A 15231-nucleotide genomic window follows, 5' to 3' on the forward strand; every position below is an offset into this window, starting at 1 on the left:
GCCGATTAGCGTCAGCGTAACGAAGAAGCAGAGCCTGACGCTTCCCTGCCTCTGGAGCTTGGCACCGTTAAGCTTCCAGCAATGTCGCCAGCGGCAGCAAGAAATTCATCCATCTGCTCTTTTGTGCCGATGCTGACGCGGATACAGTGTTCCAAGCCTTTGTCCGGAAAAAACGCGACAAGTATCTTTTGCCTCTCCAATGCTGCTTGCCACCATGAGCCGTCCTGTCCCGCGGGCACACGGGCCAGCAAGAAATTTGCGCGGGAGGGTGTTACGGAAAATCCGAGTTGCGATAGTGCAACTGTCACTCGCTCTCGTTCATCCTTGATGTGCTTGTGGTTGTCTGCGTAGGCGCCGCGATGCGCAAGCACGCTGATACCAACGGCATGCCCGATCACGTTCATGTTGAAGACGTTCTGGATGTTTCGCAGCCTTCCAATAATTTCAGGGTGACCGAAACCGAAGCCGACGCGAATGCCGGCGGCGGCATAGCTTTTCGAGAATGACCTCAAGATCAGAAGATTCGAATACCGGTTGATGAGGCGCAGTCCGTGATCGGGTGCAAAGTCGACGTAGGCCTCATCAAGGACAATCAAGCGGTCCGATTGTGCTACGAGGCATTCGATATCGCTTATCGGGAGGAATGTTCCGGTCGGATTGTTTGGATTGGCCAACATAATAAACTTGGCGTCTTTTGCCGCACCGGAAAGCAATTGCTCCATTGGCAGGGAATGAGCTTGACATCCGATTTCGAGGAACTCAGCGCCCTGAAGCATGGCAAGTTTGCGGTTGAACGAAAACCCTGGCGACATCATCGCAACCTTGTCGCCGGGTGCGAGGAAAGCTCTGTAGATCAGTCCGAGCAGTTCAGACGACCCGTTGCCAGCGATGACCTGATCCCTGGAAACGCCATAGGTGCTGGACGCAGCTTCCCTCAATCTTAAGTTATCGTCATCCGGATATAGATACTGGCGCTTGAGGGCCGCCACTGCACTTTGCATTATGATTGGCGGCAACGGAAACGGGTTCTCATTCGTATTCAGCTTGATAAGATTTGCGTCCGGCGCTGGTCCGTTGGACGGCAGAGCATCCAACTGTCGTGTCACTTGCGAAAGAGCCGAAAGCACAGTTTGCAGTTTTGCGTCGGACATATTTGACTCCGTTTCAGTACAGGGGGCATGCGTATGAGCTCGCAACGAGAGCAACATGGCGGACGGGATTGACGATGGCAGGGTTGCCTTTCACACAATGGTCGCAGCGCCGGCTGAGATGGGAATTCAGCCAGGCTGTCCTCGGTCGAATCGAGTTGACGCGCACGCGGATCTGCATCGCTGCGCGGCGCCAAGGCGCTAAGCGGCTCAGCTCATGCCCAGGGTCATGCTTTCAAAGACGCTTGATCTCGACGCCGTATTTCCTCAGCACGTAGCCAATCTGGCGCGGGGTCAGCCCAAGCAAGCGCGCTGCCTTTGCCTGCACCCAGCCACATCTTTCCATGGCAGCAATGACGCGCTCTATATCGGGCGTCCTCGCGCCAATTGGGTGGGTTGCGCCAGCAAGCGGGCCTGTAGTCGCGGCCGAACTGGCGGCCTCGTCCGGGGGCGTGGCCAAATTCGCTGACTCCGGCAGGATCGGCGGTGGTTGCAGCGCGGCCTTGCCCGATCTGCACTTCCACAGCGCCTCGGCAAAGCATTGGCCTTGGGAGCAGGCAAAGTCGTTTCTCCCGATTGACAGTCCCTCGGCCAGGATCGCTGTCCGGTGCACGCAATTTTCAAGCTCGCGAATGTTGCCGGGAAACTCACATTTCATCAGCACTTCAATCGCACGCGGATCGAAGGTGAGCGTACAGCCGTTCTCGTTGTTGAACTTCTTGAGAAACTCAGCTGCGAGGAGCGGAATATCGCTGCGCCTTTGGCGCAATGCTGGTACCAGCAAGGGAACCACGTTGATGCGGTAGTATAGGTCGGCGCGGAACTCATTCCTTGCAACCGCCTCTTCCAGGTTCCTGTTCGTGGCGGCAATCACGCGAACGTCGACCTTGATGGTCTGATTGCTGCCGACGCGCTCAAACTCCTGCTCCTGCAGCACGCGCAGTAGCTTTGCCTGGAACGAGGCCGAGATCTCGCCAATCTCATCCAGAAACAACGTCCCCTTGTCAGCGAGCTCAAAGCGCCCCTTGCGGGAATTGAATGCGCTTGTGAAGGCACCCTTCTCATGACCGAACAATTCGGATTCCAGGACTGTCTCTGGGAGCGCTGCACAATTGAGTTTAACGAAGGGCCGCTTGGCGCGCGGCGACAACTCGTGAATTGCCTTGGCAGCCAGCTCCTTCCCGGTACCGGACTCACCTCGCAACAGAACTGTGGTTTTTGCCTTCGCTACGACCGCGATCTTCTCCAGCAGGGCGCTTATCGCCGGACTGTCACCAATCATCCCCTCGACGTGAACCTTTTTGCGCCGGGGTGCAGGGTGCTTAACATCAGAAAATTTCGTTTGCAGCCGATGTTCCAGCTCCGGCGCTCGCTCGCTGTCGGCCGCGGAGAAGCGATGCAACTTGACTGTCTGTCCCACCATGTTGGCAATCATGGTGAGCAGCCGGACATCATCGTCGAGCCGATAGCTTGACCTGCTTTCCAAAACCCGGTCCAAAGTCAGCGCGCCTATGGCGTTCCCATCAACACGAATGGGAACGCCGATGAACGACACGGCGTCGGAGGCCCCAAGCACTTCGATATCAGTGGCAGTGAAGGTCGGATGCATCGCTATGTCGTCGGCGACGAGCGGCGTGTCGGTCGTGACAATCTGATCGATGGCGTTGCGCGGCAGGCGCGACCGGGAGGGCTCATTGCCGTTCGTGCCGCAGCCGCTGGCCACTGTGATGTCCAGTCCGCCCTCGGCATCGCAGAGAGCGATGATGCCGTGCCGCATCTGCACAAACGAGTGCAGGAGATCGACTACCTTGGCCAACTTGAGTTCGAGCCGGGCGGCATCGGCGAGTACTTTCGATATTTCGAAGATGCCGGTTAGCGCGCGCTCGTGCAATGCCACATTCGCAGGATTCGTGTCGGGCTTTGGACAACCCTTTATCGCATTCGGCAGCGAGATGCCGCAGTCGCGGGCATTCTGTTCTGACTTGCTAATGTTGTGGTGCATGTGATCCTCGATCTCGCGCCATCAAATCTAGGCTGGCGGCATGTGCGCCCGCGACGTCGCGGGCACGCGCGAAAATGCTCCGACGTGAACTCGTGCCGCCGCCGTGTGGTCGAGTGCAAAGCGGGTCTAGCCCTGACGCATCGCTTGGCTACTCCCTCACGAGGCTTGGCCATGTTATTGGCTTGCCCCGGGCAAACACACGTTGTTTTCAAAAGACTGGAGCGAGGCGGCATAGTCAATCGAGCTTTCTTTCATCTGTGAAAGGAAACCTCGCGGCCTATGATAGGATTCATCAGTTCTATCTTTGCGTTGAAGCAGAAATACCTGGGCCGGCCATGCGTTGCCCGAGCGGCTGACCGCGCGGAGTGTAAATGCGGGGCCGTGCCATTCACCAGCGCCCGCGAAGGAGGGGCGGGAGCGATAGTAACCGCCAACGGCACTGGTCGGTTGCGGCAACCGCCATTATTCTCGAGTTGATCAGGCGGCGGCGATGTCGGGTGTGAAGGCGCGAAGCTGGCGTTGAGTACGACTTCCTAGGCGGTGCTCGCAACTTCTGAATCGCATCGTCGTGGTCAGCACCATCACCGGCCTGGGGCCGAAATCGGCGCACTCAATGAGCGTATCGAAAAGTCTGAACAGATTACGATGCGACCGCTTGAAAACGGCTGCCCCTGCTGCGGGCGTTGATTTGCAAAATGGGTCGTCCAAAGGACCGTCCGAATTTATTCTGTGCATTGCAGTGGCTGCATGGTCGTAGGCTGTCCAGAAACGAGCGCTTCCGAACAGGGGTAAGTTAGCCTGACATCTGGACGGCCTTGAACAGGCGACCTATTGGTACGCGCTGGCGCCAACGATGGGGCCCGGTCCAAAGCCGGCTAACGAGGACCCCACCACGCTCTGTGCAGCAAACCGCTAGCCAGAGGGATCGACCGGCAGCACTCTGCCAGAGACCATCAAGGGCGTTCGGACCGCGACCTTGCCCGCTGGTCTGACACCGCATTCCTCCATCATTGGCGAGCCCACGTCAGTTCAGGTGATGCGGATTCATCTGGCATGGGTATTGCGGCGGCGTTGGTGCAGCGTTCGACCGGAGCGCCGCGATAGGGAGAAGCCCGGGAGAAGTCACGCCACCTCGATCCGGTCAGGGAGAGAGAAACAGTGTCAGGTGCACAAGTCCGCGGCGCGAGTCCCGCGCCCCGCAAACCCTTCTACACCAAGCTCTACGCCCAGGTGCTTGCCGCCATCGCGCTCGGCGTCGCAATTGGCTATTTTTATCCGGAGACCGGCGAGAGCCTGAAGCCGCTGGGTGATGCCTTCATCAAGCTGGTCAAGATGATCATCGCGCCTGTCATCTTCCTGACAATTGCGACCGGCATTGCCGGCATGAACGATCTTCATAAGGTCGGCCGGGTCGCCGGCAAGGCAATGGTTTATTTCCTCACCTTCTCAACGCTCGCGCTGATCGTCGGCCTCATCGTCGCCAATGTCGTCCAGCCTGGCGACGGCCTGAACATCGATCCGGCCTCGCTCGATGTCCAGGCCGTGAATACCTATGCCGCAAAAGCCAAAGCGCAGTCGGTCACCGGCTTCCTGATGAACATTATCCCGCCAACGATCGTCGGTGCCTTCGCGGAAGGCGACATCCTGCAGGTGCTGTTCTTCTCGGTTCTGTTCGGCATGGCGCTTGCGATGGCCGGAGAGACGGGCAAGCCTGTCGTTTCCTTCCTCCAGGCGCTCATTGTGCCTGTCTTCAAGCTCGTCGGAATTCTGATGAAGGCCGCGCCGATCGGCGCTTTTGGCGCGATGGCCTTCACCATCGGCAGATATGGCATCGGTTCGGTAGTCAACCTCGCGATGCTGGTCGCGACGTTCTATTTCACCGCCTTCCTCTTCGTGTTCGGGGTTCTCGGCGCAGTCTGCCGTTACAACGGCTTTTCGATTTGTTCTCTCATTCGTTACATCAAGGAAGAGCTGCTGCTTGTCCTCGCAACGTCCTCCTCGGAGGCGGCGCTCCCGTCGCTGATGGAGAAAATGGAGAAGGCGGGCGCCAGGCGTTCGGTTGTGGGTCTCGTCATCCCGGCCGGATATTCGTTCAATCTGGACGGCACGAATATCTACATGACGCTAGCGGCTCTCTTCATCGCACAGGCGACGAACACGGATCTGTCCATCGGCGATCAGGTGCTGCTGCTGCTCGTAGCAATGCTTTCCTCCAAGGGCGCTGCAGGTGTGACAGGTGCGGGCTTCATCACCCTGGCGGCTACGCTCGCGGTAGTTCCGAGTGTTCCCGTTGCTGGGATGGCACTGATACTCGGCATCGACCGATTCATGTCCGAATGCCGGGCGCTGACGAATTGCGTCGGCAACGCAGTGGCATCCCTCGTCGTCGCACGCTGGGAAGGAGAGTTGGACCGAGCACAGATGAAAGCTGCCTTCAGCGGTCATCAGCTTACCGAGGCATCAAACCGGCTACCCTCCTGCAAGTAAGATGGGCGGCCCACGACCTGTGAAGTCGCTTAGCTGGTCACATAACTGAACGACCGACCCGCAGCCTCTAAACGGCTCCTCACGGACCATGTATCAGAAGCGCTAAATGTGTGAGTGCAAATCGTCACCGCCCTTTAAGCGAATGAGCCTTTCAGTATACCCGGCCGGTTTACGTCTGCAATGATGTTCGTCCAACACGCTGTGCCCATTCGTATGGGGACGTCTTCACTTTGCCACCCGAAACCGAAACGCGTTAGGCGGACAGAGAGCCGGCCCGCGTCAAAAACCAATCAGAATAGGACCTATGACCAAGCGCCCCACAATTGCCGATCTCGCCCGCGAAGCCCGAGTCAGCGTAGCAACGATCGATCGGGTTCTGAACGCCCGCCATCCGGTGCGCGAGGAGACCGCGCGGCGGGTCCACGACGCCGCCCAGGCGATCGGCTATCATGCTGCCGGGCTAATCAAGCAGCGGTTGCGGCGAGACCTACCGCACTACCGTCTGGGCTTCATCTTGAGAAAACCGGCCCAGCATTTCTACCAAGATTTTGCGCGCGAGGTCGAAGCATCGGTCAATTTGGCCCAGTCCTTCCACGGCATTCCGCTCGTCGAATTCGCCCCGTCACATATGCCGAGCGACCTGATCGCGCCGCTCAAGGAGTTGGGCGCACGCTGCCATGCAATCGCGATGGTGGCACCGGACCACCCGAAAATCACAGCAGCGGTTGAGGACCTCAAGGCCAAGGGCATTCCGGTTTTCTCGCTGCTTTCCGACTTCGCCGCCGGCGTGCGACAGGGGTATATCGGCCTCAACAACCGCAAGGTGGGGCGCACGGCCGCTTGGATGGTGTCCAAGGTCGCAAAACGGCCCGGCAAAGTGGCGGTGTTTGTCGGCAGCCATCGTTTCCAGGGGCACGAGCTCCGTGACGTCGGCTTTCGCTCCTATTGCCGTGAGAACGCGCCCACGTTCGAGGTGCTGGATCCGGTCATGAACCTCGAGAAACGGCAGATCACCTACGAGGCAACGCTTGATCTCATGCAGCGGGAGCCCGAGCTCGTCGGCTTCTATGTCGCCGGCGGCGGCATGGAGGGCGCCATCTCCGCGCTCCGAGAAGAGGGCAAAAGTCGGGATCTCGTCGCGATCGTGAATGAAATCACACCTGAGTCTCGGGCAGCGCTTGCAGATAACATCGTCACGATGGCGGTCGCCACGCCAATGCGCCGGCTTTGCCAGGAGCTGATAACGCTGATGACACGGGCTATCGAGACCGGCACCGCTGAAACACCCGGACAGACATTTCTGCCGTTCGACATCCATCTGCCGGAAAATATATGAAGGCGGAAGCGCGAGGTAGATTGCCTAGATCCGCAGCGTCAACCTCCACCGGCTTCACTTGCCAACATGCCCCACGTTCTCGTGCAGGGGGTGTGGTCAATGATCCCGCACGGCAAGAGCCGAGCGAGGCCAGCACAGTCCATTTGGGGTCGACCTCGTCGACCGCCATCTCCTCGCCTGGCTGCACGTGAAAAGCCGCGGCACAGCCGGCAAGGTAGGAATTTAACCGGGCTAACCATCTTCTGGGACTTCGCACGCACATCGAGGCGGCAGTCAATTCAGTAGCAGCCCGGGCGTGTGTTCTGCTCGTTCCGGCCCCTCGCACTTAGCAAGGAACTGCGCCGCTCTGCCGGGCCAAAGGCCCGACCCCGAAGGGCAACCGCTCCTACGCGATCGCGTCCGCCTCCAGAAGCCGCCATCGAAAAGAATGCTCGCGTCGTCACCACCTACGGCCAAAGCGGGCAATCAAGGCAGCTGGCATCACTCTGCCACACATCCTCGACGAGCAACTCGCCTGAGATCAGCCCCAGAACGTAGGTAACACGCGCCGCGCCGGCGCTTGTCGAACATGCTGATCAGCCTGTCTTACAGGCGGTGATTAGGTGGGGCTCAACATCTTCCGGGACTTCGCACGCGATTTCGAGGTGGCAGTCGGTACCAAGAAACGAAAGGTCGGATCGGCGTGCCCGAGACGCTCAATGATTTCAGGCAAAGGCGCCAGGCGAGATGCCTCCTGCAACATCATTTCCCGCATCCACACGCTTGCCGGATCACTATTGTGAAGCTCAGGCCATTGGACGGCTTCCGTGAATGCAGGAGGAGGAAGTGGCGGCGGAAGTTGGACAATCCGCAGGGGTGTTGTTTTTGCGAAATGCTGCGCCAGCCGTAAGGGCATGGTCCCGATGCGGTTGGTGCCTGACAGGACGGGCGGGATCAGGCTAAAGCCCTGTACGACAACTTCGATACGTCTCTCGAAACCGTGCTCGAGCAAATACCATTCCTCCATGGTGGGCTGCCGGGTGTGCCTGAATCTGAGCACAACATGTCCCATACACAAGTATCGCTCGAATGTAAGTGGCTCCGACAGCTGCTTGTTCGTGCCGCAGCCTACGCCTACGAGCTTATCTTCGAACAGGGCTGCGCGAGGATGTTTCGACATGAACACTTCCGGCATGATCAGAAAATCAACGTCGCCGCGCCGGAGAAGCTCCTCGGGGTCGTCGCAAATAGGCAGACATTCAAAGCGAACGGCGGGAGCTTCCCGCGCAGCGCGCTCTACTATCTTCCTAAAAAATACGAGCGTGATGTAATCGGAAAGCATGATTCGGAAGAGACGATCCGATTGGGCCGGGTTGAAGGCGTCGGGGGAAATAATCGATAGCTGGATGTGCAGCAATGCGTCCCGGACTGCTGGGGCGAGCCCGTCGGCGCGCGGCGTCAAAATGAGCTCGCGGCCGTTCATCGTAAATAGCTCATCGTTGAAATAGGCGCGTAGCCGAGCAACGGCGGCGCTCATGGCCGGCTGGCTCAGGTTGATACTGCGAGCCGCGGCAGTGACTTTACGCTCCCTCATCAGAGCGTCCAGCACAACGAGGAGATTTAGATCCAGCCCTTTAAAACGCATGTCATGTTCTATCCAACGTGTGGATGCGTATCATTCAAACAATCAATTTTACGAATTTACGAGCCATGCATTAGAGGAACGGAAAGTGAGCGACGTCAAGCTCAAATCGACGACACGGGCCGGAACTCGAGAGAGCGTCTGGCTCACCTTCGCCAACGACAACGGCTGAGTGCAGCCACCAACGCCGCTTTGGTCGAGTAATGCGGCCGCAAAAACCAATATGAAGAGAGGTCCTGAATGCGCCATCAGGTGCAGTGGAAGTTGTGCTGGGAAAACGAGTTGCAGCTCTCCGATCACGTTAAGCTCGCCGAGTTCTTTCGTGATACGTACGGGCCGACTGGGGCGTCCAACGCAGAACCGTTCGAAGGTAGTCGAAGCTGGGCCGGAGCCAGGCCTGAACTCCGCGTAATCGCCTATGATTCAAGCGGTGTAGCGGCTCACATGGGCATACTGCGCCGTTTCATCAAGGTCGACGCGGTCGACCTGTTGGTGGCTGAACTGGGCCTGTACGGGGTACGTCCGGACCTTGAGGGTCTGGGAATCGCCCATTCAATCCATGTCATGCTTCCAATACTGCAGGAGCTTGGCGTTCCATTCGCTTTCGGAACGGTCAGGGACGCGATGCGGAATCATGTTGAGAGGTTCGGACGGCGATACAGCCCTATGGCCGTTTTGTCGGGAATTCGCGTGCGCTCCACCCGACCAGAGGCCCGCCTCGACCTGCCGCCCACACGCATCGATGACGCACTCACAATTGTTCTGCCAGTTGGACGGCCGATCAGCGAATGGCCCACGGGCACGATGATAGATCGGAACGGACCAGAGCTATGAGCCGGTCCGATTGCTTGTACGAAGTGCGCCGTGAGTGCTCTGACGGCACCGGCCGTCGAAGCGTTTATCTGACGTTTGACGACGGTCCCAATCCACTTTTCACACCGGAGATTCTCGACGTGCTGGCAGAGCAGCGGGTGCCGGCGACTTTCTTCGTCATCGGCGCCTACGCCTTAGAGCACCCATATCTAATCCAACGGATGATCGCAGAAGGGCACGAGGTAGGCAACCACACGATGTCTCATCCGGATCCGTACCAATGCGGTTTCGGCGAAGTGCAACGTGAGGTCTTTGAAGCGAACGACGCGATCATGAGAGCGTGCCCGCAGGCCTCGGTCCGCTTTGTTCGCGCGCCCTACGGCGCCTGGAGCGAAGAAGTCTGCACAGCATCACAGATCGCCGGGCTGGCGGCCCTTCATTGGTCCGTCGACCCTCGAGATTGGTCTCGCCCTGGAGTCGAGGCGATTATCGATAAAGTGCTCGCCTCCGTCCGGCCGGGCGCAATTGTACTCTTGCACGACGGATGCCCTCCCGGCGAGTTGAGCCAGGGCGCTCACGCCGGCATGCGCGACCAGACGGTCACGGCGCTGTCCCGGCTGATTCCAGCACTGCGTGAGCGCGGATTTGTAATCCGCTCACTTCCTCAACATCACTGAACAACGAGATCCCATGACTCTTCTTGGTACAACCAGCACTGTGGCCATTTCGCTTTATGCACTGCTCTCGACTGCCTATAAGAGCATGCAAGGGCTTTATGCTATGCCGACAAAGGATTCGTCGGCGTTGGAGGTTCTCGCCGGCTCCGACAAACTGCCCAGCGTGGATGTCATCGTCCCCTGCTTCAACGAGGATCCGCGCACGCTTTCAGAGTGCCTGGCTTCCATTGCAGACCAAGAATACGCCGGAAGACTTCGGGTCTATTTGGTTGATGACGGTTCTGGAAATCGCGAAGCCTTAGGAACTGTCCACGAAGACTACGCGCGCGACCCCAGGTTCGACATCATTTTGCTTCCCGAGAATGTTGGAAAGCGCAAGGCGCAGATCGCCGCGATACGACGCTCATCAGGGGATCTGGTGCTTAACGTTGATTCAGACACGGTACTCGCGCCCGACGTCATTTCCAAGCTTGTACCGAAGATGCGAGATTCAGCGGTCGGCGCAGTCATGGGTCAGTTGACGGCCAGTAACCGAACCGAGAGCTGGCTGACCAGGCTGATAGACATGGAGTACTGGCTGGCTTGCAACGAGGAGCGCGCGGCACAGGCTCGCTTCGGTGCCGTTATGTGCTGTTGCGGCCCATGTGCCATGTACCGCCGGTCTGCGCTCCTTTTGTTACTGGACCAGTACGAGTCGCAATTTTTTCGGGGCAAGCCAAGCGACTTCGGTGAGGATCGCCATCTCACTATCCTGATGCTGAAAGCAGGCTTTCGAACCGAATACGTTCCGAGCGCCATCGCGGCCACAGTCGTTCCGAACAGACTCGGACCGTATCTGCGCCAACAACTCCGTTGGGCACGAAGCACATTCCGGGACACACTGCTTGGGCTGCGCTTGCTGCCTAGCCTAAATAGCTATCTCACGTTGGACGTGGTCGGACAGAATCTCGGCGCGCTACTCCTCGCCCTATCGGTATTAACGGGCCTCGCACATTTCGCACTGACAGGCACTGTGCCTTGGTGGACAGGACTGATGATTGTGTCCATGACCATGCTCCGATGCAGCGTGGTAGCATTTCGTGCTCGACAATTTCGATTTCTTGGCTTTTCGCTGCACACGTTCATCAACGTCTTTCTCTTGCTTCCGTTGAAGGCCTACGCGCTGTGTACCTTGAGCAATAGCGATTGGCTGTCGCGAAGCTCTGCTGTCGCTACATCGAACACTGGGGGAAAACAGGCCCCCACCCAAGCTCCGATCACTGGTTCCAGCAGGGCAGAACTCTCGCCCCATTCGGCTCCGCTTCGCAGGCTCAGTCTTGCGCGGGATTCTTCGGAATTAGTCCTGTCGGACAACATTTGCGGCGACGATTGATCGCAAATACCTAATGGACGAGAGGTGCACGAGTTTGACCCAGAACGTGAATCATCAGTTGCTTGATCGGGAATTGGCCGCCGACGATCCGTGGGGCCTCGACGGCAATCCATTCGAGCGGAAGCGCCACACGCAAATGCTCCAGCTGGCGCTTGCCCAAGGCTCCATTACAAATGCCCTCGAAGTCGGGTGCGCTGCCGGCGCATTCACGGAAAAACTAGCCCCCTACTGCCAAGGGCTCACCGTCATCGATGTCGTGGCGCAAGCGATTGCTCGAGCACGTCAACGGATAAAGGAGCCGTCGCGCATCAACTGGATAGTCTGCGATGTTCAACAGTTTTCGACCGACGAGTTGTTTGACGTGATCGTTGTGGCGGAGGTCCTCTACTACCTCGGAGACATAGCCGAGATGCGCGCGGCCGTCAAAAACCTGGTGCGGGTGCTTGCGCCAGGCGGGCATCTGATCTTCGGATCGGCAAGGGATGCTAATTGCCGTCGCTGGGGTCACGCCGCTGGTGCTGAGCCGGTCATCGCCATGCTGAACGAAACGTTGATCGAGGTAGAGCGGCTTGAGTGTCGGGGCGAGTCGGTCAACGAAGACTGCTTGCTCGTCCGTTTCCGGAATCCGATTTCCGCTTCCTGATGAATCTCGAATCTATCGCCGTTAACGTGGAGACACTATGCGCATCTGTGGTACCAAGCTGACCCATGATGGGGCGATCGCCCTGGTCCAGGATGGACGGCTCGTCTTCTGCGATGACCAGGAAAAGCGGCACAACGATCCGCGATACCAACCCATCGATAATCTCGACGCAATTGTCGCCGCTTTAGCGGAGCAGCGGCTAGATCCTTGTGATGTCGATCAGTTCGTTATCGACGGCGGGGATGACGAAGACGAGTCACAGTTTCAGGTCGGCAGGGAACCAAGCAACCGCCAGTTTTGTCGTCCCTCTCGGTAAAATGAACCCATGTCCATGATAGCGATCGACCTTACTGACGTAAGCAAAACTTATGACAAGCTCGTTGTCGACAGGCTGTCGTTCCGCGTTGCGGCGGGGGAATGCTTCGGGCTCTTGGGACCGAACGGCGCGGGCAAAAGCACGATTGCGCGTATGGTCCTCGGCATGACATCGCCTGATGCGGGGAAGATTACTGTGCTCGGCGCTCCAGTGCCGGCGCGCGCGCGTTTGGCACGTATGCGCATCGGCGTGGTCCCGCAGTTCGACAATCTTGATGCCGCGTTCACTGTACGCGAGAACCTGTTGGTGTTCGGGCGCTACTTCCGGATGAGCAGACGCCAGATCGATGCGGTCATACCATCGCTGCTTGAGTTCGCCCGCCTCGAGAACAAAGCGGATGCGCGCGTCGCCGAACTGTCCGGCGGCATGAAGCGGCGCCTGACGCTTGCGCGTGCGCTCATCAATGACCCGCACTTGCTGGTGATGGACGAGCCGACCACCGGCCTCGATCCGCAGGCCCGCCACCTGATCTGGGATCGGCTGCGGTCGCTGCTGGCGCGGGGCAAGACTATTCTTTTGACTACCCATTTCATGGAAGAGGCCGAGCGGCTGTGCGATCGGCTGTGCGTTATGGAGGAGGGGCGCAAGATCGCCGAAGGTCGCCCGTCCGAACTCATTGACGAGCAGATCGGCTGTGACGTGGTGGAGGTCTACGGCGGCAATCCGCATGAACTGGGTGCGCTGATCCGGCCGTACGCACAGCGCATCGAGGTGAGCGGTGAGACGCTTTTTTGCTATGCACCCGATCCGGAGCAGGTGCTGGCGCAGCTACGCGGGCGCACGGGTCTACGCCTTCTGCAGCGTCCCCCCAACCTCGAGGATGTGTTTTTGCGGTTAACCGGGCGCGAGATGGAGGACTGAACAATGGGCGAACGTTATGCGGCGGGCATGCCCGCCAATGCGTGGAATTGGGTCGCGGTTTGGCGCCGCAACTATCTTGGATGGAAGAAAATCGGGCTTGCATCGGTTCTCGGCAACCTCGCCGATCCGATGATCTATCTGTTCGGTCTCGGCTTTGGCATCGGAACAATGATAGGTCCTGTTGAGGGCACTTCGTACATTGCGTTTCTCGCGGCTGGCATGGTTGCCACGAGCGTGATGGCATCGGCGACCGCTGAAACGGTCTACGGGAGTTTCGGCCGCATGGGCGACCAGCGCACCTGGGAAGGAATGCTATGCACTCAGCTGACGCTCGGCGATATCTTACTCGGCGAATTGGCGTGGGCAGCCACGAAGGCCCTCATGGCGGGCACAGCAATCACTATTGTTGCCACCACGCTCGGCTACGCATCGTGGCCATCCATCCTCTGCTTGCTGCCAGTCATCGCTCTCAATGGCCTCGCCTTCGCGAGTCTAGCGATGGTCGTCACGGCGCTTGCGCCCAGTTATGAATATTTCATATTTTATAATACGCTTGTTATTACACCCATGCTGTTCCTTTGCGGCGCGATGTTTCCGGTCAACCAATTGCCCGGCGCTTTTCAGTATGCTGCCTCCTTATTACCGCTCGCACATGCAATCGACCTCATTCGTCCAGCGATGCTTGGCCGTCCGATTGACAAAATGGGCCTGCATATCGGCGCGCTTTGCATATACACAGTTTTGCCCTTCTTCTTTTCGATTGCTCTTTTTCGTCGAAGGCTGATGCGTTGACGCTACTCACCATTCGAATTGAATGTTTGGTCGCAACCCATTCACACGCCGCCTAGATCAAGACATGCGTTTTAAGGGACTCGATCTGAATCTCCTCGTTGTGTTGGACGCTCTGGTCAGGGAACGTAAAGTCACCGCGGCGGCCCGCAGTATTAACCTGAGCCAGCCGGCAATGAGCGCCGCCGTTGCTCGGTTACGCGCCTATTTCAGCGATGAGCTATTTACGATGAGCGGCCGCGAGCTCATTTTGACACCTCGCGCTGAGGGGCTCGCCCCAGCAGTCAGGGAGGCATTGCTGCACATCCAGCTATCGATTATTTCCTGGGACGCCTTCAACCCAGCCCAATCGGATCGTCGCTTCCGGATTATCCTTTCCGATTACATCACGCTCGTATTTTTTAAGAAGATCGTAGAACGTGCTGCGCGGGAAGCTCCCGCCGTTCGCTTTGAATGTCTCCCTATTTCCGACGACCCCGAGGAGCTTCTCCGGCGCGGCGACGTTGATTTTCTAATTATGCCGGAAGTATTCATGTCGAAACATCCTCGCGCAGCCCTGTTCGAAGATATGCTCGTGTGCGTAGGCTGCGGCACGAACAAGCAGCTGTCAGAGCCACTTACATTGGAGCGATACTTATCGATGGGGCAGGTTGTGTTCAAATTCGGGGACACCCGGCAGCTCTCCATGGAGGAATGGTATTTGCTCGAGCACGGTTTCGAGAGACGCATCGAAGTTGTCGTACACGGCTTTAGCCTGATCCCGCCCGTTGTATCAGGCACCAGCCGCATCGGGACCATGCCCTTACGGCTGGCGCAGCATTTCGCAAAAACAACACCCCTGCGGATTGTCAAACTTCCGCCGCCACTTCCTCCCGCATTCACGGAGGCCGTTCAATGGCCTGCGCTCCACAATAGTGATCCGGCAAGCCTGTGGATGCGGGAAATGATGTTGCAGGAGGGATCTCGTATGATTCCTCTGCCTAATAGCACCGGACGTCTGAGTTGTCCCCAAATTGAGAAACTGCCCCCCCCTCGACTATGAGAGGAGGCATGGATGGCGATCCCCCGCCGCCTGCGACCCCGCAACTGCTCAGCAGAAGGGCGAA

The 15231-nt window shown here is 58.2% G+C and carries 12 protein-coding genes and 2 pseudogenes; 11 read left to right on the plus strand and 3 right to left on the minus strand.

Translation table 11 applies throughout. From position 1 onward, the window contains the following. Positions 1-11: 11 nt before the first annotated feature. Positions 12-1151 carry a histidinol-phosphate transaminase gene (hisC, locus tag NKK50_RS10145; protein ID WP_352543337.1) on the minus strand — a complete coding sequence of 380 codons (1140 nt, stop codon included), beginning with the start codon at positions 1149-1151 and terminating at the stop codon, positions 12-14. Positions 1152-1383: 232 nt separating this feature from the next. Further along, positions 1384-3150, minus strand: a complete 1767-nt coding sequence (gene nifA, locus NKK50_RS10150; protein ID WP_352543338.1) for a nif-specific transcriptional activator NifA — start codon at positions 3148-3150, stop codon at positions 1384-1386. A gap of 1158 nt (positions 3151-4308) precedes the next feature. Here nifA and NKK50_RS10155 point away from each other — a divergent pair. The 3 genes and pseudogenes from NKK50_RS10155 to NKK50_RS31315 form a co-directional block, all read left to right on the plus strand. Then, the gene (locus NKK50_RS10155) at positions 4309-5637 is read left to right on the plus strand and encodes a dicarboxylate/amino acid:cation symporter (RefSeq protein WP_031244916.1); all 1329 of its coding nucleotides are present in this window, start codon (positions 4309-4311) and stop codon (positions 5635-5637) included. Positions 5638-5941: 304 nt separating this feature from the next. After that, positions 5942-6973 (plus strand): LacI family DNA-binding transcriptional regulator, encoded by a 1032-nt coding sequence (locus NKK50_RS10160; RefSeq protein ID WP_023672231.1) that lies wholly within the window; start codon positions 5942-5944, stop codon positions 6971-6973. Between the two features lie 291 nt (positions 6974-7264). Continuing rightward, positions 7265-7491: pseudogene (locus NKK50_RS31315) on the plus strand (IS1634 family transposase); the annotation flags it as partial. An 80-nt stretch (positions 7492-7571) separates the two neighbouring features. Here NKK50_RS31315 and NKK50_RS10165 read toward each other — a convergent pair. After that, positions 7572-8597 carry a LysR family transcriptional regulator gene (locus NKK50_RS10165; RefSeq protein ID WP_352543339.1) on the minus strand — a complete coding sequence of 342 codons (1026 nt, stop codon included), beginning with the start codon at positions 8595-8597 and terminating at the stop codon, positions 7572-7574. Positions 8598-8834: 237 nt separating this feature from the next. Here NKK50_RS10165 and NKK50_RS10170 point away from each other — a divergent pair, with 237 nt between their 5' ends. From NKK50_RS10170 to NKK50_RS10205, 8 genes and pseudogenes are all read left to right on the plus strand, one after another. Beyond that, positions 8835-9428: a NodA family N-acyltransferase gene (locus tag NKK50_RS10170; protein ID WP_023685029.1), complete on the plus strand. Its 594-nt coding sequence runs from the start codon at positions 8835-8837 to the stop codon at positions 9426-9428. Beyond that, complete coding sequence (nodB, locus tag NKK50_RS10175) at positions 9425-10084, plus strand: chitooligosaccharide deacetylase NodB (protein ID WP_023685030.1); 660 nt, start codon at positions 9425-9427, stop codon at positions 10082-10084. The genes NKK50_RS10170 and nodB overlap by 4 nt, the downstream gene beginning before the upstream one ends. 13 nt (positions 10085-10097) lie before the next feature. Beyond that, positions 10098-11456: a chitooligosaccharide synthase NodC gene (nodC, locus tag NKK50_RS10180; RefSeq protein WP_023687361.1), complete on the plus strand. Its 1359-nt coding sequence runs from the start codon at positions 10098-10100 to the stop codon at positions 11454-11456. A gap of 13 nt (positions 11457-11469) precedes the next feature. After that, on the plus strand, positions 11470-12099 hold the full coding sequence (gene nodS / locus NKK50_RS10185; protein ID WP_023685032.1) for a nodulation methyltransferase NodS: 630 nt from the start codon (positions 11470-11472) through the stop codon (positions 12097-12099). 37 nt (positions 12100-12136) lie between these two features. Continuing rightward, positions 12137-12370: pseudogene (locus tag NKK50_RS10190) on the plus strand (carbamoyltransferase N-terminal domain-containing protein); the annotation flags it as partial. A 54-nt stretch (positions 12371-12424) separates the two neighbouring features. Then, the gene (nodI, locus tag NKK50_RS10195) at positions 12425-13336 is read left to right on the plus strand and encodes a nodulation factor ABC transporter ATP-binding protein NodI (protein ID WP_023685034.1); all 912 of its coding nucleotides are present in this window, start codon (positions 12425-12427) and stop codon (positions 13334-13336) included. Between the two features lie 3 nt (positions 13337-13339). Further along, entirely contained in the window at positions 13340-14128 is a 789-nt protein-coding gene (locus tag NKK50_RS10200; RefSeq protein ID WP_023687364.1) for an ABC transporter permease, read from the plus strand. Between the two features lie 64 nt (positions 14129-14192). Beyond that, positions 14193-15167: a LysR family transcriptional regulator gene (locus NKK50_RS10205; protein WP_023687365.1), complete on the plus strand. Its 975-nt coding sequence runs from the start codon at positions 14193-14195 to the stop codon at positions 15165-15167. Positions 15168-15231: the final 64 nt, after the last annotated feature.

Source organism: Mesorhizobium sp. M0001 (assembly GCF_040324255.1).
Classification (GTDB): domain Bacteria; phylum Pseudomonadota; class Alphaproteobacteria; order Rhizobiales; family Rhizobiaceae; genus Mesorhizobium.

What these genes read in the sequence shown, in the direction of transcription:
- nodC (WP_023687361.1), top strand. Translation starts at nt 10,098, where the DNA reads ATGACTCTTCTTGGTACAACCAGCACTGTGGCCATTTCGCTTTATGCA.
- hisC (WP_352543337.1), bottom strand. Translation starts at nt 1,151, where the DNA reads ATGTCCGACGCAAAACTGCAAACTGTGCTTTCGGCTCTTTCGCAAGTG.
- nodS (WP_023685032.1), top strand. Translation starts at nt 11,470, where the DNA reads ATGGACGAGAGGTGCACGAGTTTGACCCAGAACGTGAATCATCAGTTG.
- nodB (WP_023685030.1), top strand. Translation starts at nt 9,425, where the DNA reads ATGAGCCGGTCCGATTGCTTGTACGAAGTGCGCCGTGAGTGCTCTGAC.
- NKK50_RS10160 (WP_023672231.1), top strand. Translation starts at nt 5,942, where the DNA reads ATGACCAAGCGCCCCACAATTGCCGATCTCGCCCGCGAAGCCCGAGTC.
- NKK50_RS10165 (WP_352543339.1), bottom strand. Translation starts at nt 8,597, where the DNA reads ATGCGTTTTAAAGGGCTGGATCTAAATCTCCTCGTTGTGCTGGACGCT.
- NKK50_RS10200 (WP_023687364.1), top strand. Translation starts at nt 13,340, where the DNA reads ATGGGCGAACGTTATGCGGCGGGCATGCCCGCCAATGCGTGGAATTGG.
- NKK50_RS10205 (WP_023687365.1), top strand. Translation starts at nt 14,193, where the DNA reads ATGCGTTTTAAGGGACTCGATCTGAATCTCCTCGTTGTGTTGGACGCT.
- NKK50_RS10170 (WP_023685029.1), top strand. Translation starts at nt 8,835, where the DNA reads ATGCGCCATCAGGTGCAGTGGAAGTTGTGCTGGGAAAACGAGTTGCAG.
- nifA (WP_352543338.1), bottom strand. Translation starts at nt 3,150, where the DNA reads ATGCACCACAACATTAGCAAGTCAGAACAGAATGCCCGCGACTGCGGC.
- nodI (WP_023685034.1), top strand. Translation starts at nt 12,425, where the DNA reads ATGTCCATGATAGCGATCGACCTTACTGACGTAAGCAAAACTTATGAC.